Genomic DNA, 23,579 nt, shown 5'->3' on the forward strand with positions numbered 1-23,579 from the left:
CAAGGCCCGCCACCCGTATCGTGTTGAGCCGCCCCCACCGGGCCGGCGCCGGCGGGGTGGGGCTTGTGGTGGTGCGGCGGCGGTTCACGAACGGGCTGGTGGGGGCGGGCATCTGTGGTGCCCACGGTGTGAGAGGTACACCAAGTAGCGAGCCGGCCGAACCGGCACGGCACCGGACACCGCTATATGATTTGGAACGCACGGCTCGCTGTGTCATGGCGGTGCCGGTGAGCTATTGTTCGTTCGGCGGCGGAGAGCGCGGATGGCTTCACAAGTGCGGTTCATCTCGTTCCCCCGCACGAAGCCGCCACCGGCGTTCGTCCCGCAAGTCGTCTCTGCGTTCCATAACCACGAGGAGCAAATTTCGACCGTCGCTCTGGACAAAGGTCTCGAAAGCGACGACGTACTTCAAGCTCTGAGCGCAAGCCTTCAAGCTCTTGGGTTCCAAGTCGAGGCGAGCAAGGCGGCGGCGGCCAAGCTAGCCCGTCCGGTGTTCTTCGGCGAAGGCGGGAAGCCGACCCTGCGATACGAGATTGACGGATATCACCCAGAGTGGCGGTGCGGGTTGGAAGTGGAGGCCGGGCGAGGCATCCTCGGCAATGCGATATTTCGTGACCTGTTCCAAGCGATGCTGATGGTGGACGTGGATCATCTGTGCTTGGCAATCCCGCTCACCTACAAGTACAAGAGTCGGGGTAAGCCCAAATCGAGTCGATACTACGAAAAGGCTGTTGCTGTCGCCGATGCCCTGTACGGCCACAATCGCGTGGCCATTCCCTACGGTCTTACGGTCATCGGCTACTAGCGCAGTAAAGTCACGTCGAACCCAGCGCTACACCGGACCTGGCCGTGTAGCTTGTTTTCTGTTGCTCACCTCGCGTCACGGCCGGGCCGGTGGGTTTGTCGTTCGGCAACAGAAGGCCACCGAGGGCGGAGGCGTCATGGACGAGAACGGCTTCTGGGCGATGATCGAGGCCGCGTGGGGTGTGGCCGGCGGCAAGGCCAAGCCCCGCCAGCGGTTGTCCGAGGGGAAGCTGTCCGAGGGGCGAGCCTATGCGCTACAAGAGGTGCTGGAGGAGGAAGTCGTTCCGGCCCTGCTTGAGCGACTCGACGCCCTGTCCGCGGACGAGTTGCTGGAGTTCGACCGCATCCTCGAGCGTAAGCTGTACGACATCGACCGGGCCGACATTCAGGAGCGGACCGACGGGTCGGACGATGGGTTCCTGTACTGCCGTGGGTTCATCGTCGGCATGGGCCGGGCGTACTACGAGGCGGTGCGGGCCAACCCGGACCGGGCCATCACCGACGCCGAGTGCGAGCAGATGTGCTACCTGTCATGGCACCTGTACCACGACAAGTTCGGAGAAATGACGCCGTCGGGCATCTCCCGCGAGACGTGCTCCAACCCGGCCGGATGGCCACCGGACTCCAAACCTGACGCAGCACCGGACGCCGCCGGCTGATTCGGGGCGTAGCACTCGTCCGATGGTGGCGGTGCAGTTGAACTTCATGTTCTGCGAGGAGAGGTGCAGATGGGGCTGTTCGACCGGCTCTTCGGCCGTCGCGGTGGCGAAACGGCACAACCCGAAGGGGCTACGATGCGGCCCGAGAACCCGTGTTGGGTGCTGGTCGAGGGCAGCACCCCGGCCGACATCCAGAGCGCCGTGGTCGCGCACGCAGGGGTCGCCAAGCCGGTCCAACCCGACCGGCATCGGGTCACCATCCACCGACTCGACGCAGACCGGTTCGGGGTGACGTTCGACCCGCCGGCCCCGCCGTATGCTCTCACAAACCTGATCGGATGGCTGGACGACCCGCGGATGACCCGCGGCTCCCGCCGGGCCGTCGGGTGGCTCATCTCACCGGGCAGCAGCGTCCGGTACTTCCTCGCCCCCCGGCAGGCCCACGCTGGCAACGATACCCTAATCGGGGTCGGATCCGACGGCCGGCGGGTGTCGGTGTTCCTGCCGAGCTGTCGCCTGGACCTGAGCGGGGAGCGGATCGCGGCCATCCCGGAACCGGATTTGTCGGCGCGGGGCGTCGAGCCGGTAGCTTCGTTCGAGGTCACGCTCGACGGGAACGCATCGTTCGGGAACCCTTGGTTCGTAATCGAGTAGCACGGCTCCGCCGAACCCTGGCGCGGCGCCTGACACCGCCGCGGGTTTGTGTTGCGCCGCTCATCAGTGGTACAGGCGAGCTGTTTCTTTCGGCAGCAGGGCACTTCCGAGGGCAGAATGTCAGTTACGCAAGTACGGAGTGCATGGAAGCGAATCGAACGCTGGTGCCGAACCAACGATCCACAGCGACTTCGAGAACTCAACCCAGGGGCATCCAAGAAGGACCTTCGCGCGCTGGAAGCCGCGACCGAACGACCACTCCCCGATGACCTTCGGTCGCAACCTCCCGAATGAATGGTCGCTTCCGCCGGACCCACACAGCTCCAATTCCTTGGGGCTTCGTGTCACTGGTCGCCGTGTGAAGCGTCGAAAACCGCAAGCCACGTTCCTGACAGGCTTTGAAACTTTATGACTTGCGACGAGGTTTTTAGAAGAACGCTCCGAACTTGACGCACCGCGTGTGCTCTTGCAGGTCGTAGTTCCTAACGCCTCGTGAACCGGCGCGCTGGAAGGTTACGACTTGCGACCTTCGAGCTTGAGACTTGCCGAGCCCTTGATTTCGTTACCGGCGGGCGTGTAGGACACGTGCGCCTCTGCCCCGTTCCCCCGCACCACCTCAATGTCATACCGAGTCAGCTTTCCTCCGACGGGAACGGCTGTTTCAGGTCGCTGCCGGGGAACCGGTCGGGGAACGTGCTCCATCAAACGATGGCGAACTTCAGACAGCCTCCCGCGTACCAACATATCCGATCGCACGCTCGCGGCAAACGCCGTCAAATTCGTGCGGTTCGGGTGGGGTCACGTCAACAGCCAGGGGGAACGCGCGCGAGCCGCTCTCGGCTCGCGGCGCCCGCGAACGTGTGCGCGTCGCGGGCGTCGTTCAGGCGTTCCGTCGTGCTGGGCTCGCCGCGGCGGCCCGTGGTTCGCGGCGCCGTGCGGATCAGGGGTTCCCATCGTGGGCGGCGCATTCACTTCAGCCGTTCTTTCCACTCGCCCAACTGCCGTTCGACTTCCGCGGGCGCGGTCGAGCCGTAGCTGCGGAACGCCGCCAGGCTGTTCGCCACGCCCAGCGCGGCCTTGACCTCGGGCGCGGGGAACAGTTCGGCCGGGAGATCGGCGAGGCGGCACTTGCGCTGCTCGCACTCCCGGACCAGGTTGCCGACCACCTCGTGGGCCGAGCGCATCGGCACGCCGCGGGCGATGAGCGCTTCCATCAACGTCGTGGCGTCGAGGAACCCGTCTTCGATGCGGGCGGCGATCACCTCGCGCCGCAGCTTCGTCTGGCTCACGAGCGGGGCGGCCACCGCCACGCACCCCTGAACGGTGTCGAAGGCGTCAAAGAGCGCGGTCTTGTCTTCCTGAAGGTCGCGGTTGTACGCCAACGGTAAGCCCTTCACGAGCAGGAAGAGCTGTTGCAGCGCGCCGATCACGCGGCCGGTTTTGCCACGGGTCAATTCCAGCACGTCCGGGTTCTTCTTGTGGGGCATGATGCTCGACCCCGTGCAGAACGCGTCGGGCAGTTCGAGGAAGTTGAACTCGGTGGTGCTCCAGATCACCCACTCTTCTGCCCAGCCGCTCAGGTGCGCGGCGACGAGCGACAGGCAGAACACGAACTCCAGCGCGAAGTCCCGGTCGCTGGACACGTCGAGGCTGTTCCGCGCGACCGAATCGAACGCGAGCTTGGCCCGCACCGACTCGCGGTCGATGGGCAGCGAGGTGCCCGCGAGCGCCGCGGCGCCGAGCGGCAGCACGTTCACACGCTTGCGGCAGTCGGCGAGCCGCTCGCGGTCGCGCTGGAACTTCTCGGCGTAGGCCAGGAAGTAGTGCGCCGCGAGCACCGGCTGCGCGCGCTGAAGGTGCGTGTACCCGGGCAGGATCACGCCCCGCTCGCGCTCCGCCGACTCCACGAACGAGCGCTGGAGCTCGGTGAGCAGGGAATCCAGTTCGTCGATCGCGTCGCGGGTCCAGAGCTTGAGGTCCGTCACCACCTGGTCGTTGCGGCTGCGGCCCGTGTGCAGCTTGCGGCCGGTGTCGCCGAGCTTCGCGATCAGCGCGCGCTCGATGTGGGTGTGGATGTCCTCAAGGGAGATCTTGTACTCCATCTTGCCGGCGTCGATGTCGGCCCCGATGTCGTCGAGGGCGCGCACGATCTGCTCGGCCTCTTGCGCCGTGAGCATGCCCACCTCGGCGAGCATCCGGGCGTGCGCCTGGCTCCCCTGGATGTCGTGCCGGTACAGCCGCTTGTCGAAGCTGATCGACTCCGTGAACGCTTCCACGCGCGAGTCGGTACCGCCGCTGAACCGCCCGCCCCACGTCTTCTGACTCATGTTCGTTGCTTGCCGCTCGTCGGGTGGGACAAGGCTTTGCGCAGCCCCACCGCTCGCGTGACACGGCGGGACTGCGCAAAGCCTTGTCCCGCCTCCAGGGTGTGGTTTTAGGATTTCTTCGCCGGCCTGACACTTTCCTATGCCCCGCCGAGTACAGTGAGTGACGCCCAGTCCCTTCGGAGTTCACGAACATGCGATTCCGCTGGCTCGCCGCGCTCGCCGTGGCCCTCGTCTCCACCGGCCTTGCGAACGCGCAGCCCAAGCCCCTTGAGCCGACGATCGAGGTGCGACTCCGCTCCGTCAACGATCTGGTGGACAAGTTCGAGTACGTCGCGGCCCTGGCGGGCAAAGAGGACGCCGCCGCTCAGGTGCGCGAGTTCCTCAAGGCGCTCAGCGCCGACAAGAAGGGTATCGAGGGCATCGACCCGAAACAGCCGTTCGGGGCGTACGCGCTGCTCGAAAAAGAGGTGGCCAACAGCCCGTTCGTCGTCATGGTCCCGGTCGCCGATGAGGAGCAGTTCCTCAAAGCCCTCGAGAAGCACCTGGGCGTGACCGTGGAGAAGGGCGACGAGGGCACCAAGAAGGTGCCCGTGCCGCTGGCGGGCGAGGCGCACCTGCGGTTCGCCAACGGCTACGTGTACGTGTCGCAGAAGGTGAAGGACCTCGACGCCAAGGCGCTAGTCAAGCCGGCCGCCTACTTCGCGAACGACGACGGGGCGGTCGCGTCGCTGGTCGTTCACGTCGATCGCATCCCCGCCGACCTGCGGGCCTTCGCGTTCGGCCAGTTCGAGCTGGGCGTGAACCAGGAGCGCAAGAAGAACGAGGAGAACGAGAGCCCGGCGGAAAAGAAGCTCAAGGGGCTCGTGTTCGACGCCATCCTGGCGGGTACCAAGGGCACGCTGGACGACGGCAAAGATCTCAGCATCAAGCTGTTCGCCGATCCGAAGTCCGACGACCTGAACGCGGAGGTGACCTTCAGCGCGAAGAGCGGGACGACGACCGCCCGGAACTTCTCCGCGATGGGCAGCAAGACGAGCCTGCCGGCGGGCATCGTCGCGACCGCCAACCCGGCCGCGAAGGGCAACCTGAAACTCGCCATGACCGACGGCATCAAGAAGGAGTTCTCCGCGGCCGTCGACGAGCTGTTCGCCGAGGCGCTCAAGAAGGCGCCGGACGACCAGCAGGCGGTGCTGAAGTCGCTGATCGCGGCCGTCAGCCCGACGATCAAGTCCGGCGAACTGGACGTGGCGGCGTCGCTGGTCGGCCCGAACGCGAAGGGCCACGTGCAGCTCATCACGGCGCTGGCCGCGAAGGACGGCAAGGAGTTCGAGAAGTTCGTCAAGAAGTTCGTGGGGGACTACGGCGACCTCATCGGCGCGTTCGTCGAGATCAAGCTCGATGTCGAGAAGATCGGCGCGTTCAACCTCCACCGGATCGAGCTCCAGCAGGCGGACGACAATTTCGAGAAGATCTTCGGCACCAAGGTGTTCTGGCTGGCCACCTCGGACACCGCACTCGCGATCAGCATCGAACCGGAGGGCGAGCTGATCAAGAAGGGCCTGAAGGCGCAACCGGTACCGGTCGCGGTGGCGTCGGTGGACGCGGCGGTGGCGAAGCTGGCCCCGCTCGCACAGCCGGACGCCAAGCCCGACGAACTCAAGGCGCTGCTCAAGGACGCGTTCGGCGGCAGCCCTGCTGGTAAAGACACAGTGACCTTCGGCATTGAGGGCGGCGAGCAACTGAAGGTGAAGTTTAAGCTCAAGGGCAAGGCAGTCCGCTTCGGCGCGGGGCTCGACGCGCTGAAAGGGAAATGACGCTTCTCGTTCGCCCTGCGCACCGTGCCAGGGGGGGAACGCGCGCTCCCCCCTGGCACGGTGCGGCCCAAGAGAGCGGGCGGCCAAAGTCCCTGCGTGCGACGAATTCAGATTTCTGCGAGTGGAGCCTTTGAGTCGCCGAACTCGTTCAGTCGCACGCCCGCTTTCTCCATCAGCGCGAGGTACAAGCTGCACATCTTCCGGTTCGGCTTCCCGAGGTAGTCGAGGACGCGGCCCGTCTTGATGCGCCCGCCCCCGCGGCCGACCATTACCACCGGCAACTGGTCGTTGTTGTGGTTGCCCGTCATCATGCTCGAGCAGAACAGGATCATGCTGTTATCGAGGAGCGTCCGCTCGCCCTCCTGAACCGCGTCGAGCTTCCCGGCGATGTAGGCGACCTGTTCGGTGAAGAACTGGTTGACCTTGAGCCAGTCGGCGCCGTCGGTGTGCGACAGGAGGTGGTGGATCATGTAATCCACCTTCAGGTGCGGGAACCGCAGCGACGAGTGGTCGTTGTTCAGTTTCAGGGTGCAGACGCGGGTGGTGTCGGTCCGGAACGCCAGCACCAGGATGTCGCACATGAGCCGCATGTGCTGGTCGATGTCTTGGGGGATGCCGTCGGGCGGGCGCTTCATGTCCGGCTTGTCGAGCGTGGGGCGCCAGCCCTGGAGCCGCCCGCCTTTACCCGCTTGCTCGATCCGCTGCTCCACCTCGCGCACGGACGACAGGTACTCGTCCAGCCGCCGGCGGTCCGCGGTGCTCACCTTGTTCTTGTAGCTGGTCGCGTCCTCGCGCACGGCGTCGAGCACGCTCTTGTCGGCCTTGCCGACCTCGTCCCGAAACAGCCGATCGAACGCCAGCGCCGGGTACAGCTCCAGCGGGGTCGGCGTGGTGGCCGAGCTCCACGAAATGTGGGAGCTGTAAATCATCGAGTAGTTCTTGTGGATCGCCGCGATCGACGGCTCGGTGCCCAGCACCAGGCTCGGCACCTTCGTCGCGCCCTTAGTCTTCTCGGCAATCACCTGGTCGCAACTGATCCCGGACCGGATCTCGCCGTCGGGCGCGAGGTGCGCGCCCGTCAACAGGTTGCCCGTCTGGCAACTGTGAATGCCGCCAATTAGGGCTTCCTGGTTGTAGAGCCCGCGGAGGAAGAGCAGCTTTTCGCGGTGGGGCTTGAGCGGGTCGAGCACCTTCCCCAGTTCCATCCCCTTGCCTTCGCCCCTGGCCCACCACTCCTTCGAGTGGAACCCGTTGCCAGAGAACAGTGCGGCGAACCGCACCGGCGCCTCGGACGCCGAGTTCCTCGGCTTGTCGTCGCCCCAGACCGGTACCGACTCCAGCCACGGTAGCGCCATCGACACCCCGACGCCGCGCAGGAAGGTGCGGCGTGAGAGGGGGTGCGTCTTTTCGGGGGTGGTCATTGAATCGGTTCCTCGTCCGGGCGTTTGGGAGGGGCTATTCGCGGTGGGGTTAGAGTTCGGCATTGCCGTGGCGCATGAAGATCGGCCCGAGTAACTCGGTACAGCGGTAACGCGACCCGTGCTCGTACCGAATCCGAAGGATTCGTATCTCCGCGGTACTCTGTAGCCGGCCTCTGTGAGGCCGGTGGTACACGGGTGGTGTCGCACCGGCCTCTGTGAGGCCGGCTACAGAGTACCGTTACCCTTCAATCGGATCCGTGGCTCATTCTCCGAACTCGCTGCCGCGCACCATCCGGAACTGCGGGCTCTGAACGATCACCTGTACGGCCGCCGTCACCCGGCCGTCGTTCTTGGTCAGCGCAAGAACCATCTCGTCGATCAGTGCCGTATCGGACAGCGTCACGGAGCGGCCTAAAGCGTACCCGAGTAGCCGCTTGCAAAACAGTCGCACGACCACATCTTTTTTCTTCGCGAGCAGGTAGCTCCGTAACCCGTCGATGCCTTCGAACTCGGTGCCGTCCTTTAGCTTCGCCCGGGTGTCGATCGGTAACCCGCCGAGGTCCTTGTCGCGCAGCCGGCCGATGGGGTCGTACCCCTCGAACGCGAACCCGAACGGGTCGATCCGGACGTGGCACACCGCGCACTCGGGCGCCTTCGCATGCGCCTCAACGAGTTGCCGCACCGACAGCTTGTTCGCACCTTCGACCTCCGGCAGTTGCGGGACGTTGGCGGGCGGGCGCGGGAGCTTTTCACCCAGCAGGGTCTCGACCACCCAGTTACCGCGCAGCACCGGGCTGGTGCGCGACGCCCCGGATTCCCTCGTCTGTACGCTGGCGAGCCCCAGCACGCCGCCCCGGCCGTACTTCCGTACGCCGTCCACCTTGCGCCACTGCGGACCCGTCACGCCGGGGACGCCGTAGTGCTTCGCCAGCGGTTCGTTCAAATAGGTGTGATCCGCATCGAGTACCGACGCGACCGTGCGGTGATTCTGGAAGAGGTCGAGGAAGAACAGAATCGACTCTTCGTACATCGCCGCCCGCAACTCGGGCGTGAAGGTTGGGAACAGCTTCTCGTTCTTTTCGTTATGTTCGTCGAACCCGCGGACGTGGAGCCACTGCGTGCCGAACTCGATCGCCAATGCGCGGGTGCGGGCGTCCTCAAGCATTCGTCGCACTTGGTTCGCCAGTACCTTGGGATCGCGCAACCGGCTTTGGGCCGCGAGGCGACGAAGTTCGGCATCGGGCTGAGACGCCCACAGGAAGTAGCTGAGCCGGGTGGCGAGTTCCCAGTCGCTGACGGCGGCCGGCTCTTTGCCCTTCGGCGCCTGCTCGATGCGGAACAGGAACGCGGGCGCAACCAGCACCCGCGACACTACCCCGCGGAGCGCCTCTTCGTGGCCCGCCCCCTTGTCGCGGATCGTCCGATACAGCGCTAGCAGCTCGGCTTTCTCCTTCTCTTCGAGTGGCCGCCGGTACGCACGCGCTGCGAACTCCAAAAGCGCATCCAGTTGCTTCGGGGCGGCGGCCGCCTCTTCCGCCAAGAACTCGTCGGCGTGTCGCTTGAACAGCGGCTTGCGGTCGATGAAGAACTGCTGGAGCGCCTTTGGCGTGTCCTGGGTGGTGTACCCCATGAACTGGGGCAGGTAATCGTGCTCCGCGACCGGCTGGCGGCTCACGAACCGCTGCGCCGCCCACATCCGATCGAGGCGGCGCGTCTGATCGTCCGTGAGGAACAGCCGGGCGAGCGGTTCGTCCTCGCGGTGGAACATCTTCAGCGTGACGACCTCGTCCGTCGGCACCACCTGCGGGAAGCACAGGTACAGCGGGAACACCTCGCGAAACGCGGCGTGGCCGTCAACGAGTTTCTTGTACGCCGGCCCGTTCGGTGAGCCGAGCAGTGGGCCTTCCCGCCGCGCGTGCGGCCCCGGACGTGCGGCCCCGGCGTGGACCCGGACGAGCCGTTCGGCGGCACCGGTTTCGAGCTTCGCGTCAACGACGAACTCGCGGCCGACCAGCAGCGCGGCCGGTAGCCGGATCTCGATCGCCTCACCGGCTTTCGCGACGATCCGGTCGTCGGTGAAGCGTGCCAGTGGTAGCCCGAACGCGGTTCCCTTCCGGCGCGGCCGTGCCAGTTCCGCCACATCCACGCCAACGAACAGGGCGCCGTCGGGGCTCACGAGCCGGTCGTAGAGTACGCGATCCGGACTCTTCTCCTCGGTCGGTCGCGGGCCGCTGAGCAGCTTTGCCGCTTCTCGCGCGAGCGCGTCGGCGTCGGTCTTACGCGAGGGCGTTGTTACGATCGCTTTCCAGCGCCCGAGTACCGAGTCGGCCGGGATGATCGGCGCGGTGGCGCCGGCCTTCTTTGCGGGTCCGCGCACGAAGCTCCAGGTGCCGGCGTTGCCGTGCTTGTCGGTGTGCGGGTTGCCCGACTGAACGCTCGCGGCTACGTCCGCAGCCAGATCCCACACGCGATGCGGTTTCTCCGACTCCGTGATCGTGAGCCACACCTCCGTCATGTCGCAGGTGTGTTCGGCGTTCCGGGGATCGACCGCAAGAACCACAACATCGCCCTGCTCGACTTTTGCGGTCAACGCGGGAGGTTTGGCCTCCTGACCGAGGTCAACGTTCCCTTCACCCAGTCGCGTGGCCCCCGCGCCGCGGTTGTGGTCGAGCCACCAGCTCACGCCGTTCCCGCACGCCGGGTGCGCGTGAGCGACGCGGGCGCGAATCGTCACGTTCCCGCTGATCGGACTGTTCCACGCAACCGCCACGAACTCCTGCGGGGTCGGGTGAACGGCGACCGTCCGCGCCGAGACGCGCCCCGGAATCTGCTCGGCCTTATCCGCCGCATTCGCGATCACGATCGGTAGGTCGGCGCCCCTCTTCTTCCAACCGCTGATGGCGGGGCGTTCCGGTGTGGGGCCGGTCTTGTCGTCGAGTGGCGTGAGCGCGAGCGCCGGCCGCGTTGCTTCGCCCGTTCGGGGTGACGGTAGTTGCAGCACCTGCACCCACTGCTTGAGGAACGCGGGATCGAGGGCCTCGCGTTTGGCGAGGTCGTCGGGCGACACCTTCGTGTCGCGGGCCAGTTCGGCCGCCGCAGCCAGGTACTTCGCGCTGGCCGCGAACACGGAGGGGTAATCGATTTCGAACGCGGCACCGAAGGTGGCGTAGTCGCGGAGGAGGAGCGGTTGCTTCCCGGGTGCCTCGAACCGCGGTCGCGACCACGCGACCGGCCCACCGGGGCCGTCCTCGGTTGAGGTCAGGTGGAGTGTGACCTCCGATTGACCCGGGGCCGGTTTCACGGCGACACGGAGCGGCACTGTCGAGAGGGCCGGCGGATCGACCGGCACTTGACGGGTCGAACTCTCCGTATAGCTGCTCCCGTCCGGCGCGCCCCAACTCGCCTGGATGTAGTTCCCGACTTTCACCGTGCGCCAGAGAGCAGACTGCCACGCCGCTACCTCAGCGGCGAGAGCGGGCACTTCCGCTTCGGTTGCCACACGCCACCGCGTCCGGATCGCGTCGAGCGGCTGAGAGGACGCTTTGTCGGTGAGCGCCGACCAGAGAACGCGCAGGTACTTCGCGTTCAACTTCTCTTTGGCGCCGACCTCCTCGAATTTCCCCGCGCCGAGCGCGTCGCGATTTCGAACCGTTGCGAGCAGATAGGGCTGCACCGGCAGTTTGCCGTCGGCAGGCGCCAGGTCCGCGTAGATCTTGCGCAGTTCGGCGGTCCCCTCGTCGGTCCAGTCGCGGCGGGTCTTGGCGGGGGAGAACCGGAACCCGTCGGGCAGCAGCACGAGGTGCTCGGCGATGTCCTTCGACGCGTTCAGGTACTTGGTGAGCAGCGCCGGCGAGACGTCGGTGAGCGCCTCCGCGGCGTTGGTGAACCCCTCGCCCGCGGCGCCATCTGCCGGGAACTCGCGGGCGGGTTGGAGGTCCACGCCGGTCAGGTCGCGGGCGGTGTAGTTGTACTCCGCGTTGCTCAGCCGCCGGAGCGGGACGTACCCGGGGTCGCCGGTGCGGGCCTTCGCCTCCGCGTCAAGGAACCCGCGCACCCACCCGAGCAGTTGCTTCTTCTCGGCGTCGGTGAGTTGCGGTTTCTCCTTCGGCGGCATCTCGCCCGCCTCGACCTGCTCGATGACCCCTTGCCACACCTTCGCGTCCTTGCGGATGTCGTCGACGGTCGCGAAGCGCTCGAGGTCGAGGCTCCCTTTCTTGTCCTTCGCGGAGTGACAGTTCAAACAATGTTTCGCGATCAGCGAACGAATCGCGGTGTAATCGGCTAACTTCGGTTCCGCCGGCGCCCCAGCGGTTCCGGCCGGTTGGGACTCGCGTGCGAAGGCCGACACGAGTGCCGTCACTAGCGCCGCCCCGAGAGCACCAGCCAAGCGGGTGCGGAACACGTGTGCTGCCATCACTCACTCCCGTGCGGTCGGTATCGGCGCGTAGGATACTGGATGCGATCACCGGCGCGGCCCGGCCGGCATGCCGGCGACGGACGCAATGCGGGTTCGTCTCATAACCAGCGAGAACACTGTGAACGACTACACCCCACCCGTCAGCGGCCTGCTGAAGTTGGGCGACCCGGGGACGTTGCAGACCGCGAGCGACTATCCGGCCCTCGGCTTCGACACGTCCCACGTCCCGCAGCTCCTCCGGTTGCTGAAGGACCGTGAGTTACTCGCGAGCGGCGGGGACGCTCCCGAGGTGTACGCCCAGGTGCATGCGTGGCGCGCACTCGGCCAGTTGCGGGCGGCAGAAGCGGTTGAGCCCCTACTCGACCTGATCGACGCGCAAGGGGGCGACGACTGGGACGACTGGGTGGCCGCTGAAGTCCCGTTCGTTCTGGGGCAAATCGGCCCGGCGGCGGTCCCCCAGCTCGTCGCGCGGCTGAGCCAGCACGGGCGCCAGGAGGACGCATTGTGCTCCCTTTCGAGCGCGCTCACCGAGGTGGCGAAGCGGTACCCGGAGGCGCGCACGGAGGTCGTCGGTTGCCTGATGACGCTACTGGACGCCGCGGCCGAGAACAGTGCTGCATTTAACGGGTTCGTCATCGCAGACCTGCTGGACCTCAGCGCGACCGAGGCGTGGCCCGCCATCGAGAGAGCGTTCGCAACAAACAACGTCGATGAGACCATTGCCGGGGACGCCGCGCTCGTGAAATACGAACTCGGCCTCGGCCCCGAACCGTCCCGCCCCCGGCGGCTCTCGGCTCGGCACACGTCGCGCAGCGGGATGAACGCGAAGCAGCGGTTCAACGAGCGGCAGCGCAAGAAGAAAGCCGAGAAAAAGAAGAACAAGAAGAAACGGAACGGCTGACCGGGCGCCGCGCCGGTCGTTTCAAACCCGGCGGGCGCCCGCGGCCGGTGCCCCGGCGGCACCAGTCGCGGAGGATCGCGGGCAGGTCACACGAGTTCGGGTAGCGCCTTGCCTTCGGCGAGGTGCTGCGGGCGGCCCGTCGGGTCCAAGACGGTCGTCGTCTCGGAGTTGAGCCCGAGGTTGTGGTAGAGGGTCGCGAAGATGTCGCCGAACCCGACGGGGCGGTCCTTCGCGGTGCCACCGGTGCGGTCCGTGCTGCCGATCACCTGACCGGTTCTCATTCCGCCCCCGGCGAGGATCGCGCAGCTCACCTGCGGCCAGTGGTCGCGGCCCGCGTCTTTGTTGACGGCCGGGGTGCGGCCGAACTCGCCCCACGCGACGACCGTCACGTCGTCCAGCATCCCCCGCGCGTCGAGATCTTCGACCAGCGCCGAGAGGCACTGGTCGAGCTTCCCGCCGTGGTCGCGGACGAGGTCGAAGTTCTGACCGTGGCTATCCCACCGACCGTAGCTGAGTGTGACCACCCGCGCCCCGGCTTCGACCAGGCGCCGCGCCAGGAGCAGGTGCTCGTTGGCGGTCGGCGCGCCGTCGTACTGGTACTTGTAGGGTTTGCCGTCGCCGTACCGCGCGCGGACCTTCGGGCTCTCCTTCGACAGGTCGAGCGCCTCCACGAGTTTGCTCGACGTGAGCACGTCGAACGCGCGCTCGGTCGCGGCGTCCGCGCCCTTCAGGGCGCCGGCGTAGTCCGCGGCACGTTTCATGTCGTCGAAGCAGCCGAGGAGCTTCTTACGGTCCGGAAGGTTGTCCCGGTTGGCGGCGTTGACCGTCATGTTCACCATGTCCGGGCCGCTCGGCTTGAACGGCCCGAACGTGCTCCCCAGGAACCCGGTCTGGCCCGCGTCGCTCCAGGGCACGTGCTGGGTCCTTTCGGCCAGCCCGATGAACGGCGGCACGCTGGGGTCAACGTTCCCTTGCAGCTTCGTCACCATGCTCCCCAGACTCGGGCGCCCGCCCATCGCCGCCAGCGACTGTTGCGGCCACCCGGTGGTGCACTGGTAAGCGTCGTGGCCGCCGCGGGCCCCGACGACGGAGCGGATGAACGCGAACTTGTCCGCCATCTTCGCGATCCGGGGGAACGTTTCGCCGATCTGGATGCCGGTCACGTTGGTCCCGATCGGCTTGAACTCGCCGCGGATCTCGGCCGGGGCCTCGGTCTTGATGTCCCACATGTCCTGGTGAGGCGGCCCGCCGCCCAGGAAAATGTTGATGACGGCCTTATGCCGCGTGCGGGCGAACGGATCGTGCTGCTTTGCGGCGGCCTCGGCGCGGAAAACGTCCGCGAGGGTCAGGTTCATCGCGCCGAACGAAAGAGCACCGACTTTCAGGAAGTTGCGGCGGGAGACGCCGTCGCAGAAGCGCGTGCGCCCGAAGGGAATAGACAACATGGCGACAGCCCCTGGGAGTGGGGTAAGGGGTGGGACACAAGCAGGTGGGAAGAGCGCGTGGCGCTCCGGTTCTTTCCCGAAGGATAATCCGGGAACCGTGTGGTCGCAATATAAAACACCGGGAACTGTCACCGCGTCGCCGCAGAAGGAACGTTCATCATGCCGGCCGAAGTCCCGGAATCCGTTCTCGAAGCCTTGCGGAAGTACGACACGCCGACCGTGTGCAACGTGTTAGAGCTGTTCGAATGTCGGTCACGGATCGTGGGCTACACAGACGCCCGGATCAAGGCGTGTTACCCGTCGCTGCCGCCGATGGTGGGCTTCGCGACCACAGCGACGTTCCGTGCGGGCGCCCCGCCGCGGGGCGGCGACACGTACATGGGGTTAGGCGCACAGGTCGAGCGGATCGCGGCCCTGAGCGGACCGAAAGTCGTCGTGTTCCAGGACCTCGACGACCCGCCCGTCGCGGCCACGTTCGGCGAGATCATGTGTACCACCTATCAGGCGTTCGGGTGCGTGGGACTCGTGACGAGCGGCTGCGGGCGTGACCTCGATCAGGTCGAGCCGCTGAAGTTCCCGTGCTTCACGGCGGGCACGATGCCGTCGCACGGGTACACGCAGATCGTGGAACTGGAAGTGCCGGTGCGGGTCGGCGGCGTGTGGATCGCCCCCGGGGACTTACTGCACGGCGACCGGAACGGGATCACCACAATTCCACCCGAGTTGGCCGCTCTCACCGCCGAGGGGTGTGCGGGCTTCATGGACGCGGAAGCCGTTGTGCTAAACTATCTTCGCCAGGGAAATGCGACCGCGTCGGGTTTTGTAACAGCCCGTGACGAGTGCAAACGGCGGATGAATGAACTCGGAAATCGCCTCAAGTCCCGTGCCGCTGCGGTCCGATGAAAAAGGTGCAATTGACGCTTCACACGGCGACCGATAACATTTGCTGAGTGAGTTGTCGTCGGCCTCGTAGCCAAGTGGTAAGGCAACGGTTTGCAAAACCGTCATTCCCCGGTTCAAATCCGGGCGAGGCCTCTGAGATAGAAACCCTGTGAATCCTTGCAACCCCCTGGAAAACCAGGGGGTTGCGTCGTTTTATCAGCCCGTTTTGCATTGCGCCCGTTTAGTGCCCATGTGTTCCCTTGAGTCCCTAGAAATCCCCGTGATGGTGCCCCGGGCCGCTCGCATCTCCTCAGGCCTGGAGTGCTGGCGGTCGAGGTAGCTGCGGTGTCAGGTTGCCTCTTGGCGCCACAGCTGCGCGCTGGTCTACTCGCGTTCGAGTTGTCCCGATGAAGCACCGAGTTCAGTCCCGGGCGTGTGTTGCGCGGGGCGAATTGGCCCCGTGTTCTTGGGCGAAGCCTCGCACACCAAACACTGGTTCGGCAAACCAGAGGGCGCCGCGTGTCGATGTCGCACAAAGCGTTCGCATTCGACTGGAACGCTTTTGACGACGACCTCGCCCCGATCCTGCTGGCCGCGCTGGACGCCGACGACGGTGCCGAACTTGCCGAGTTCATCGACCAAGAGCGGGAGCGGCTCACCGACCCGTACAATGGCGACCCGCTCCCGGCCGACTGGCGGGGGCTTCTGGAGGGCGGCGACGTACAGGAGTTGGCTGACTTCGCCCTTACGCGCTACTACCGTGTTCGGGAGGAGCACGGGATTGGGCCGGCGTGGCTCGGGTTGAGCGAGGTACTGACAGACGATCAATTGCGGCCGCTACTCGGCGCCCCGTTCGGAGCCGGCGACCGGCTCCTCGATCCGGGTCGGCTTGGGGCGTACTTCCAGTCGCCCGAGATGGTCCGCGCGTCGCTCACGGCGCTCGCCGGGGTTACGGCCGAGGAGGTGCGGTCGTTCCAAGAACTGCTGGCCGCGTGTACGGCCGCCCAGCTCGGGGTGTACGTCACCTTCTGAGCGGGGGCAGCGAGCCGAACCCGGCGCTGCACCTGACACCGCCATCGGCCACCGTTGTGATGCTCACTGTATCATGGCGGTGCAGGTGATCTGTATATTCGGCAAAAGAGGGCTCGGCGTGACGGCCAGCGACATACTGATGGTCGTACTTGTTGTCCTCACCAACTTCGTGCTACTGGTCCTGCCCTGCCTGTTGGCACCGCCTATCGCCCGGTGGCTGGAGGCGATTGCCGGGCGGGTGGCGTTCCGACCGTGGGGCGGCCACCCCGACGGGCGAGCACCCGCCGGAGAAGGCGTGCCGCGGCTGGACCTGGCGGGAGTGATCGTCGAGCCGGGCATCGGGGTCGGGCCGCTGCGGTTCGGGGCGCGGCCGGGAGCGGCCAAGGCAGCCCTCGGCCCGCCGCTGGACTGGAACGCCTGGGGCGATGGCAACCTGAACGACTCGCTCGTCTACGACGGGGTGCGGCTCGTCTTCGACCGCTGCGGGGCAGAGCCGCTGCCCCGGTCGAGGCTGTGCGGGGCTGAGGTGCGGCGGGCCGACGCGGTGCTGCTCGGCCGCCCGCTGGCGGAGTGGGACGAGGGCGAGTTGGCCGCCGAGTTGGCCCGGCTGGGCTTCCGACCGCGGGTGGCGGAGTCCGGGTACGCCGAGTTCGCGTCCCCGTACTTGGCGGCGTGGTTCGAGGCGGGCCGGCTTGCCCGCGTCGAGGTCGCGGAGTGAAGGCACGCCGAAGCCGGTGCGGCACCTGAAACCGCCGGCTGATTCGGGACGCATCGCTCATCCGATGAGGGCGGTGCAGGTGAGCTGTAAGTTCGGCCACCGGAGGCTCTTTCAACCGGCATGGCGTCAGCCGTCAAGACGCACAGACGTGAGCGTAAATGTAATAGTTCGTGATGGTGAGTCGATAGCAGACGCACTCAAGCGATTCCGTCGTCTGGTTCAGCGTGCCGGTCCGCCGGGAACGAACGTGAAGAAGCCCAAGTGGCACAAGAACCAGCTCACGTTCTACCTCAAGCCAAGTGAGCGGCGGCGACGGGATGAGATCCGGGATCAGTTCGAGACGTACGCCGGGGAATGCGCCCGCCGGCGTGTGTTGTGCGTCATCCGGCGCAAGACGAAACGCCGAAAGGAACACTTCGGAAACATACCCGTGGTTGCGAAGTACCCGCCGCGATGACTCCGAACCCGGCGCGGCACCTGAAACCGCCGGCTGACACCCGCGCGCAGGCTCAAAGTAGTCCGGCTGGTCTCACCTGAAATGCGAAAGGCCCCGGCACTCCGGGGCTTTTTCACGTCCGGGACTATTTGTAACCGAGTGCCCTGCCTGCTTCCGGCTGCAGTGGTCCTCAACCCCCTGGCAAGCCAGGGGGTTGTTCGTTGAATCCCTCGAACTGCACTTTCCGCAATTTTCTGATCGGGCCGAAATTGCGGAAAAACACAGCCGGGGGCGGATGGGGCGGTGCTGTTGTTCGCCCCCCCCCCAACGCTCCCGGCTGTTACGTCCGGCTCGTACACAGATTCCCGTCGCGGCTCACCCGCGCCCACCGACGTAAACACCGCCCAAGAACCCGGCCGAGAACGCCGAGAGTTTCTTGATGAGCCCCCCGTTTTCGCCTTCGAACACCTGAACGGTGGGGCTCTCCCCGATCCCGGTGCCGGTAACGATGTCGGACAGCCCGTCGCCGTCGGCGTCGGAGACCGCGACCCGGGTTCCACCCGCCCCAGACCCGGCAAGGAAGCTGAGCCGCTCGGTACGAGCCCCGCCACTGAACGCCTTGATGTGCCCGCCGACCGCGCTCCCGGTCACGACGTCGAGTTGGCCGTCGCCGTCCACGTCCCCGGCGGCCACGAACACGCCCCCTGTGTACCCGCTGTAAGCGAGGAACGAGCGGATTTCGGCCCCGGTCGCCCCGTCGAACACCTTGACGTGACCGTTCCCCCCGGCCCCGGCACCGGTGATAACATCCGCGAATCCGTCGTTGTTCACATCCCCGGCCGCTACGCTCACGCCGCCCAAGAACCCGGTCCCAAACGCGAAGAAACTCCGAAGCAGCGCACCGGTGGCCCCGTCGAATACTTTCACGTGCGGGGCGGCGCCCGAACCGGCAGCCGCCACGATGTCGTCGACCCCGTCTCCGTTCACGTCTCCAGACGCCACCGCGACCGCCCCGTTGAACCCGGGGAACGCCAAGAAGCTCCGAATCTCGGCCCCGGTCACCCCGTCGAACACCTTGATGTGCCCGTTGCCACCGACCCCGGCGGCGACGACGATGTCGTCAACGAAATCTCCGTTCAGGTCCCCGACCGCGGTCTGCACCCCGCCGCGGAACGTCGGACCGAACGCGACGATGTCCCGCGAGACCGCTCCGGTGGTTGCGTTGAGCACCACGACTCGGGGGTCTGCTCCCGCTCCCGCGCCCACCGCGACCAAGTCCGTCGGGCTGAGGGCGTTCGGGAACGACTCCAAGTTGACTGGCAAACTGGTCCGCGGCACCCCCGCACTCCCCCCAGGAAGTGCCCCCGGCAAGGCGCCGGCGCCGGCCGGGGGGCTCGACGTGCCGCCGCCGCTCCGGTTGTCGGTGGCAGTGAGGATGCGCTGGTACGTCACGGCGAGTCCGGTCGGGACCGACACGTCGATCGTCGCGGTGGTCTCGAACGGCGTGCCGGTCCCGGCACCGACAAGCGTCAGCGACGTGACGCCGGCCACCGGAACGGTCTGATAAACTTGGTTGTTGACCAGCAGTTCGAGGTTGGCCCCGACGACACGCACCAGGATCTGGTCGGCCACCGCGTCCCGTCCTGCGACCTGGAATCGCAAGTCCAGCACTTGGGCCGCTGGGGATGCCGAATTGGTATCGATCCAGGCCTGATGGAACGACAGTCGCGTGTCATGCGACAGCGTCCCGAACCCGGCCTCGACGGCCGGGTTCAACCGGGCCGGGTTGTCCGGGTTCCCGACCCCGGGACCGCTCGTCGTTGTCCCGGCGACGAACAGTTGCCCGTTGACGGTCACGAACACCGGCCCACCCGAGTCGCCTTGGCCGGCGGTGCCTTCGTCCGGAAGCCCAAGATCGTTGATACCGAGGATGCGCCCGAGCGCGTCGTTGGCGGCGGTGCCGTTGTCGAAGTCGTAGATCAGCGCCTGCGTGCCACCGTAGTTGATCCGGTCGCCCAACGTTTCGTAGCGGTTCCGGGTCATCCGCTTGGTCAGGTCCTCGTTCGTCTGCTGACCGGTGGTGCCGGTTCCGATCGTGCCGTATCCGACGATTGTGACCACCTGCCCGACCTCGTCCGAACCGCGGTAAATCGCGTAACGTTCGGCGCCGAGCGTTCCGGTCGGTCCCGACGGCGCGAGCACCGGCAGGGTCACCACCGCCAAATCGTTCTCGTTGCCGCCGGTGTAACCGGGGTGAACGGTGACGCCGTTCACCGGCACGTCGATGTCAATCCGTCCGGCGGTCGGCATGTCGAACGAGACGCGCGCGGCGGCGGTAATCCCGACCGTCCCTGTGCCCGGGTTGGTGAAGTTGTGCGCCGCGGTCAGGACGTGGCGACCGTCAGGCAGCAGGAAACCGGTGCCGGTGAAGGTGTTCGCGCCGAACGTGGTGGTGATCAGCACGACGCCGTCGTAACCGGTCCCGGCGGCGACCAACGGGGCCAAACTTGTGTTCGCCAGCACAGGGGTGAAACGCGATTCTAACTCTTCGGCTCGGAACACGGCGCGGAACGGGCTGGTGGCCATCTAGACGCTCGATAGAAAGGGAGGAATAGGGCGACTACACATTTGGCGGCAGCTAGAGGATGTGAGAGAAGTCTACAAACCGAGGCATTTCCCCGACAAGAGTGCGCTACGACAGCACAAACAGTATCCATCAAGATAAATTAAATATGCACCAATAAAAACAATTGTTTTAAAATTCGATTTGGCGTTACGCGCGCTTGACCTAAACATCTTCTCGGATGACAGGCGTCTTGGCTTCCACCCAACTGTGATCGGTAGCGAGGCAATCTGCCGCGGATTGAAGCGACACGCACAGGCCAAGCCGAAGGTCCGAGTACCGAGCCCAGGACCTGTTTCCCATCCGCACCGGCGCAAACGGCATTCAAGAGGTGCCCATCCGGGAAACGTGAAAGCCTCCGAACTCGGCCGCCTCAGCCCAAGGGCACGTTTCGCTGGTTCGCCACGACAAACTTGCGAAGCGACGCAACACGTGCTTCCGGCAGCGGTTGAGGGGCATTCTTGCGGTTCTGGGTCAGTTCCGGCGCGAGGGCGCCGGTAGGCAGCGTTGCGTTAAGGCTGAAATAATCCAACATCAAAGCGACAAATGGCCAGCCGGTGCGCGGCCCGACCCGGACCGCGCACCGGCTGGCCTCTTGGAGCGGGTACGGGTTGCTACCCACAATCCCCACAAGACGCCAACGGAATCTATCCGGGCTTCCGCAACAGGTGCTTGCTCAGGTCCGAGACCCGGTGGCAGCACAGTTGGTCCATCACCTGTTTCAGTTGCACCTTGAGCATGGCGATCGCGTGCTGACCGCCCTCCCGGCCGAGGGCGGCGACCGCGTACATGAACGTGCGCCCCAGGAACGTGAATTCGGCGTCGCACGCCAGCGCGCGGGCGATGTCCGGCCCGGTTCTTAGACCGCTGTCGACCATCAGCCGGATCTTGCCCCGGTACTTCGCCGCGACCGACAAGAGCGACCGGACCGTCGACTCGCCCGCGTCCACCTGCCGCCCGCCGTGGTTGGACACAATGATCCCGTCGAGGCCGAGCCGGATCGCGCGCTCGGTGTCCTCCTCGCTCGCCACCCCTTTGAGCACGACGTGGCCCTTCCAGCGGTCGCGGATCGGCGCGATCTTCTCCTCGTTTAAACGCCCCGAGAACGTCGCGTTCATGTACGCCCCGAGCTGCTTCATATTCAGCCCCTTGGGCATGTACTTCTTCATCGTGGCGAAATGCGGCGTGCCGTTCAGCAGCGTCCGCACCGCCCAGTTCGGCTTCCCGCAGATTTGAAGAACGTTGCGAAGCGTCATGCGCGGGGGCATGGCCAGCCCGTTGCGGATGTCCCGCGGGCGGTAGCCGAACGTCGGCACGTCGCACAGCAGGACCAACGTCTTGCACCCGGCGGCCTCGGCCCGGTTCAGGATGTCGTCGCGGATCGCGTTGTCCGCCGGGTGGTAGAGCTGGTACCAGAATTTTCCGCCGGTGATCTCCCCGATTTTTTCAATACTCGCGGTGCTAACGGTGCTGAGGATGAACGGGACGTTGTGCTCGGCCGCGGCCCGCGCCAGGATCTCCGGGGCGCCCGGCCAGATCAGCCCTTGGAGGCCGATGGGGGCGATCCCGAACGGGGCGTCGTACTCGTGGCCGAACAGTTCGGTCTTCAGGACCGGGGGCTGGTGCGGGGTCAGGTAAAAGGGCTTCAGCTCGACCTGGCGGAGGTCGTCCGTGTTCTTCAGCAGGTTCACGTCCTCGTTGCACCCGCCGTCGAGGTACTCGAACGCGAACCGCGGTGTCCGCCGCCGCGCGCCCTCGCGCAGGTCGTCGATCCCCGGGTAGCTCGTGTTGTAACTGAGGTTCATGTGCCCCATTGTTCAGAAGTTGTTGGTTTCGGTGACCGGTCATTTGCGGTTCGGGAGCCGCTCCGCCATCGGCACTGCGCGGCGGACGTAGTCTGGATGAAATAGAACTCTTCGGCGTCGGCGGCCCGGTTCCAGCCCGCGGTCCAGGTATCGGGCGGGTACCGCGAGCATTCCGTTGAGGTCGGCGTCAGTAGAGTTCACCGGCCCGCCCTCTGCGCGGCGAGCGGGTGTGACCTAACCCTCGAACGAGCCGCAACCGGCCCCGAGAATACCGTTCGAGGCCGAATGGGTTGTGGCATCGAAAGCCAAGTCTTGATTAGGGCAGGATTTGCCGGGGGTGCCGGTCTCGGAGCTCGATCGACGGGCGCAGACCGGGGGTTGCATCCATCGGCGCCGCGTGGGGTTGGGAGGGCAGGCCGGCCCCACGCGGCACCCGAGCCGGCCCATTACAGGCCATCGACACAGACATGGTGCGTGTGCCCGAGGCGGTGGACACGAACGGCCCGAGCGAAAGACCTGTGTGATTGCACGCGTGGCCCGAGGCCTTGCGTGCCTTGCATCAGGAACACAGGGAACGCGACCGCGCACCGATGGCACAGACCGATACGCTACCCGGCAGCGCGAACGCCACAGCCGTCGAGTGGAACAGCGGCGGAAACGGCTGTTCGAGTTGGGAGTTGCGTTCCGCGGTGACAACTCTGACACGAACCAATCGACGGACCCAAATCAAGGTCCCTTACTCAGCTTGTTCGTGCCCGGCGCCACCCCCGCAGACGGAACCGGCACGAGTGCCGGCAGCGTTGCAGGCGGAGCAGAGGGCGCCGACGACACCGGTGGGGCGGAGAGCGTAACGGGCGTGGCGGCAGTTGCCACAGGCACGGTCGGGACCGGCTGATTGACGTAATTGTATGCCACCGTATAGGGCCACATCACGACATCGCCGACGAGGCTGAACGGCAGGTCCACAGTACAGAGCAGCATGACAGCCAGCTTGGGATAGGGCTCCGGCGAATCATGCGCCTTCAAGCCCCCTTCGCCATTCGCCGCCTTCCGAATGCAGTGCAGATCCCGATGCACGCCGCCGAAAGGGTCCTTCAGCTCTTCCGACCGCGATATCACCGTGTTCGCTATCGTCCCGCACCCCGTGACAAGCGAGCTCGAGAGTAGCAACATGATGCAGAATCCGCGAAAAGCCATTTCCCCGCCCCCCTTTAGATCAGCGCGAGGTGCAACCATAGCAACGGGGCGGATGGGTGCAAGAAAAAAATCAAGGCCATTTCGCGTTCTGATTCGGCGACGAACCAGGGACTTCAGATGCCACTTCGAGCCCCGGAGCGCAACCGTCACTCAGAATGAGTTCTCCCTGTGGCTCCCGAAGTTCCTTCGCTGAGCGGCCACCCGCGTGGCGCGCTCACGCCCGCACCGCAGCTTTGTCTTGAGTGTTTGGAAGCCTGCAAGGTGCCCGCGCTCTTCACCGTCAATACGCTGCTCGGCGCCGGCGGCACGAACAACGAGCGGCTCCCACGCGAGACCACCGGCCTGCGCGATTTAATTAACCCGAACGCCACCGTTAACGTTGCCACCGTGGGCAGCGCCACGCTCCCCCCCCTGCCACACTGACGAAGAAGGCCACCACCAGCG

General features: G+C 65.9%; 17 protein-coding genes and 1 tRNA gene. 11 read left to right on the plus strand and 7 right to left on the minus strand.

Annotated features, from left to right (window positions below; genetic code table 11):
- The first annotated feature begins 262 nt into the window (after nucleotides 1–262).
- The 3 genes from R5W23_RS14555 (at nucleotide 263) to R5W23_RS14565 (ending at nucleotide 2,117) form a co-directional block, all read left to right on the plus strand.
- Nucleotides 263–805 carry a hypothetical protein gene (locus R5W23_RS14555; protein WP_320686915.1) on the plus strand — a complete coding sequence of 181 codons (543 nt, stop codon included), beginning with the start codon at nucleotides 263–265 and terminating at the stop codon, nucleotides 803–805.
- 136 nt (nucleotides 806–941) lie between these two features.
- Nucleotides 942–1,463 carry a DUF4240 domain-containing protein gene (locus R5W23_RS14560; protein WP_320686916.1) on the plus strand — a complete coding sequence of 174 codons (522 nt, stop codon included), beginning with the start codon at nucleotides 942–944 and terminating at the stop codon, nucleotides 1,461–1,463.
- A gap of 69 nt (nucleotides 1,464–1,532) precedes the next feature.
- Nucleotides 1,533–2,117, plus strand: a complete 585-nt coding sequence (locus tag R5W23_RS14565; RefSeq protein WP_320686917.1) for a hypothetical protein — start codon at nucleotides 1,533–1,535, stop codon at nucleotides 2,115–2,117.
- Nucleotides 2,118–3,085: 968 nt separating this feature from the next.
- Here the strand turns inward: R5W23_RS14565 and argH are convergent.
- Complete coding sequence (gene argH / locus R5W23_RS14570; protein WP_320686918.1) at nucleotides 3,086–4,444, minus strand: argininosuccinate lyase; 1,359 nt, start codon at nucleotides 4,442–4,444, stop codon at nucleotides 3,086–3,088.
- Nucleotides 4,445–4,635: 191 nt separating this feature from the next.
- Between argH and R5W23_RS14575 the strand changes: the two genes are divergently transcribed.
- Nucleotides 4,636–6,258 carry a hypothetical protein gene (locus R5W23_RS14575; protein WP_320686919.1) on the plus strand — a complete coding sequence of 541 codons (1,623 nt, stop codon included), beginning with the start codon at nucleotides 4,636–4,638 and terminating at the stop codon, nucleotides 6,256–6,258.
- Nucleotides 6,259–6,365: 107 nt separating this feature from the next.
- Here R5W23_RS14575 and R5W23_RS14580 read toward each other — a convergent pair whose 3' ends face one another.
- On the minus strand, nucleotides 6,366–7,679 hold the full coding sequence (locus tag R5W23_RS14580) for a DUF1552 domain-containing protein (protein WP_320686920.1): 1,314 nt from the start codon (nucleotides 7,677–7,679) through the stop codon (nucleotides 6,366–6,368).
- A gap of 262 nt (nucleotides 7,680–7,941) precedes the next feature.
- Nucleotides 7,942–12,093, minus strand: coding sequence for a DUF1592 domain-containing protein (locus R5W23_RS14585; protein ID WP_320686921.1), 4,152 nt, complete (start codon nucleotides 12,091–12,093; stop codon nucleotides 7,942–7,944).
- Between the two features lie 121 nt (nucleotides 12,094–12,214).
- Here R5W23_RS14585 and R5W23_RS14590 point away from each other — a divergent pair, with 121 nt between their 5' ends.
- Entirely contained in the window at nucleotides 12,215–12,997 is a 783-nt protein-coding gene (locus tag R5W23_RS14590) for a HEAT repeat domain-containing protein (RefSeq protein ID WP_320686922.1), read from the plus strand.
- An 86-nt stretch (nucleotides 12,998–13,083) separates the two neighbouring features.
- On the opposite strand, the gene R5W23_RS14595 is transcribed toward R5W23_RS14590, so the two are convergent.
- Entirely contained in the window at nucleotides 13,084–14,442 is a 1,359-nt protein-coding gene (locus tag R5W23_RS14595) for a DUF1501 domain-containing protein (RefSeq protein ID WP_320686923.1), read from the minus strand.
- 159 nt (nucleotides 14,443–14,601) lie between these two features.
- On the opposite strand from R5W23_RS14595, the gene R5W23_RS14600 reads away from it, so the two are divergent.
- From R5W23_RS14600 to rpsU, 5 genes are all read left to right on the plus strand, one after another.
- Nucleotides 14,602–15,345 (plus strand): RraA family protein, encoded by a 744-nt coding sequence (locus R5W23_RS14600; RefSeq protein ID WP_320686924.1) that lies wholly within the window; start codon nucleotides 14,602–14,604, stop codon nucleotides 15,343–15,345.
- A gap of 60 nt (nucleotides 15,346–15,405) precedes the next feature.
- Nucleotides 15,406–15,477, plus strand: a tRNA-Cys gene (locus tag R5W23_RS14605).
- A gap of 366 nt (nucleotides 15,478–15,843) precedes the next feature.
- Nucleotides 15,844–16,356 carry a hypothetical protein gene (locus tag R5W23_RS14610; RefSeq protein WP_320686925.1) on the plus strand — a complete coding sequence of 171 codons (513 nt, stop codon included), beginning with the start codon at nucleotides 15,844–15,846 and terminating at the stop codon, nucleotides 16,354–16,356.
- Between the two features lie 118 nt (nucleotides 16,357–16,474).
- Nucleotides 16,475–17,074, plus strand: a complete 600-nt coding sequence (locus R5W23_RS14615; protein WP_320686926.1) for a hypothetical protein — start codon at nucleotides 16,475–16,477, stop codon at nucleotides 17,072–17,074.
- Between the two features lie 64 nt (nucleotides 17,075–17,138).
- Nucleotides 17,139–17,531 carry a 30S ribosomal protein S21 gene (gene rpsU / locus R5W23_RS32665; RefSeq protein ID WP_407936130.1) on the plus strand — a complete coding sequence of 131 codons (393 nt, stop codon included), beginning with the start codon at nucleotides 17,139–17,141 and terminating at the stop codon, nucleotides 17,529–17,531.
- Nucleotides 17,532–17,885: 354 nt separating this feature from the next.
- Here the strand turns inward: rpsU and R5W23_RS14620 are convergent, their stop codons facing one another.
- From R5W23_RS14620 to R5W23_RS14630, 3 genes are all read right to left on the minus strand, one after another.
- Complete coding sequence (locus R5W23_RS14620; RefSeq protein ID WP_320686927.1) at nucleotides 17,886–20,096, minus strand: FG-GAP-like repeat-containing protein; 2,211 nt, start codon at nucleotides 20,094–20,096, stop codon at nucleotides 17,886–17,888.
- Nucleotides 20,097–20,780: 684 nt separating this feature from the next.
- The gene (locus R5W23_RS14625; protein ID WP_320686928.1) at nucleotides 20,781–21,938 is read right to left on the minus strand and encodes an alpha-hydroxy acid oxidase; all 1,158 of its coding nucleotides are present in this window, start codon (nucleotides 21,936–21,938) and stop codon (nucleotides 20,781–20,783) included.
- Nucleotides 21,939–22,664: 726 nt separating this feature from the next.
- Complete coding sequence (locus tag R5W23_RS14630; protein WP_320686929.1) at nucleotides 22,665–23,135, minus strand: YceK/YidQ family lipoprotein; 471 nt, start codon at nucleotides 23,133–23,135, stop codon at nucleotides 22,665–22,667.
- A gap of 261 nt (nucleotides 23,136–23,396) precedes the next feature.
- Here R5W23_RS14630 and R5W23_RS14635 point away from each other — a divergent pair, with 261 nt between their 5' ends.
- A complete protein-coding gene (locus tag R5W23_RS14635; RefSeq protein WP_320686930.1) occupies nucleotides 23,397–23,558 on the plus strand; it encodes a hypothetical protein in 162 nt (53 codons plus the stop codon).
- Nucleotides 23,559–23,579: the final 21 nt, after the last annotated feature.

This window comes from Gemmata algarum (genome assembly GCF_034097035.1).
GTDB lineage: Bacteria > Planctomycetota > Planctomycetia > Gemmatales > Gemmataceae > Gemmata > Gemmata algarum.

Bases quoted from the DNA above. Each gene is read 5' to 3' on its own strand.
- R5W23_RS14555 (WP_320686915.1), top strand. From the start codon at position 263: ATGGCTTCACAAGTGCGGTTCATCTCGTTCCCCCGCACGAAGCCGCCA.
- R5W23_RS14560 (WP_320686916.1), top strand. From the start codon at position 942: ATGGACGAGAACGGCTTCTGGGCGATGATCGAGGCCGCGTGGGGTGTG.
- R5W23_RS14565 (WP_320686917.1), top strand. From the start codon at position 1,533: ATGGGGCTGTTCGACCGGCTCTTCGGCCGTCGCGGTGGCGAAACGGCA.
- argH (WP_320686918.1), bottom strand. From the start codon at position 4,444: ATGAGTCAGAAGACGTGGGGCGGGCGGTTCAGCGGCGGTACCGACTCG.
- R5W23_RS14575 (WP_320686919.1), top strand. From the start codon at position 4,636: ATGCGATTCCGCTGGCTCGCCGCGCTCGCCGTGGCCCTCGTCTCCACC.
- R5W23_RS14580 (WP_320686920.1), bottom strand. From the start codon at position 7,679: ATGACCACCCCCGAAAAGACGCACCCCCTCTCACGCCGCACCTTCCTG.
- R5W23_RS14585 (WP_320686921.1), bottom strand. From the start codon at position 12,093: ATGGCAGCACACGTGTTCCGCACCCGCTTGGCTGGTGCTCTCGGGGCG.
- R5W23_RS14595 (WP_320686923.1), bottom strand. From the start codon at position 14,442: ATGTTGTCTATTCCCTTCGGGCGCACGCGCTTCTGCGACGGCGTCTCC.
- R5W23_RS14600 (WP_320686924.1), top strand. From the start codon at position 14,602: ATGCCGGCCGAAGTCCCGGAATCCGTTCTCGAAGCCTTGCGGAAGTAC.
- rpsU (WP_407936130.1), top strand. From the start codon at position 17,139: ATGAGGGCGGTGCAGGTGAGCTGTAAGTTCGGCCACCGGAGGCTCTTT.
- R5W23_RS14620 (WP_320686927.1), bottom strand. From the start codon at position 20,096: ATGGCCACCAGCCCGTTCCGCGCCGTGTTCCGAGCCGAAGAGTTAGAA.
- R5W23_RS14625 (WP_320686928.1), bottom strand. From the start codon at position 21,938: ATGAACCTCAGTTACAACACGAGCTACCCGGGGATCGACGACCTGCGC.
- R5W23_RS14630 (WP_320686929.1), bottom strand. From the start codon at position 23,135: ATGGCTTTTCGCGGATTCTGCATCATGTTGCTACTCTCGAGCTCGCTT.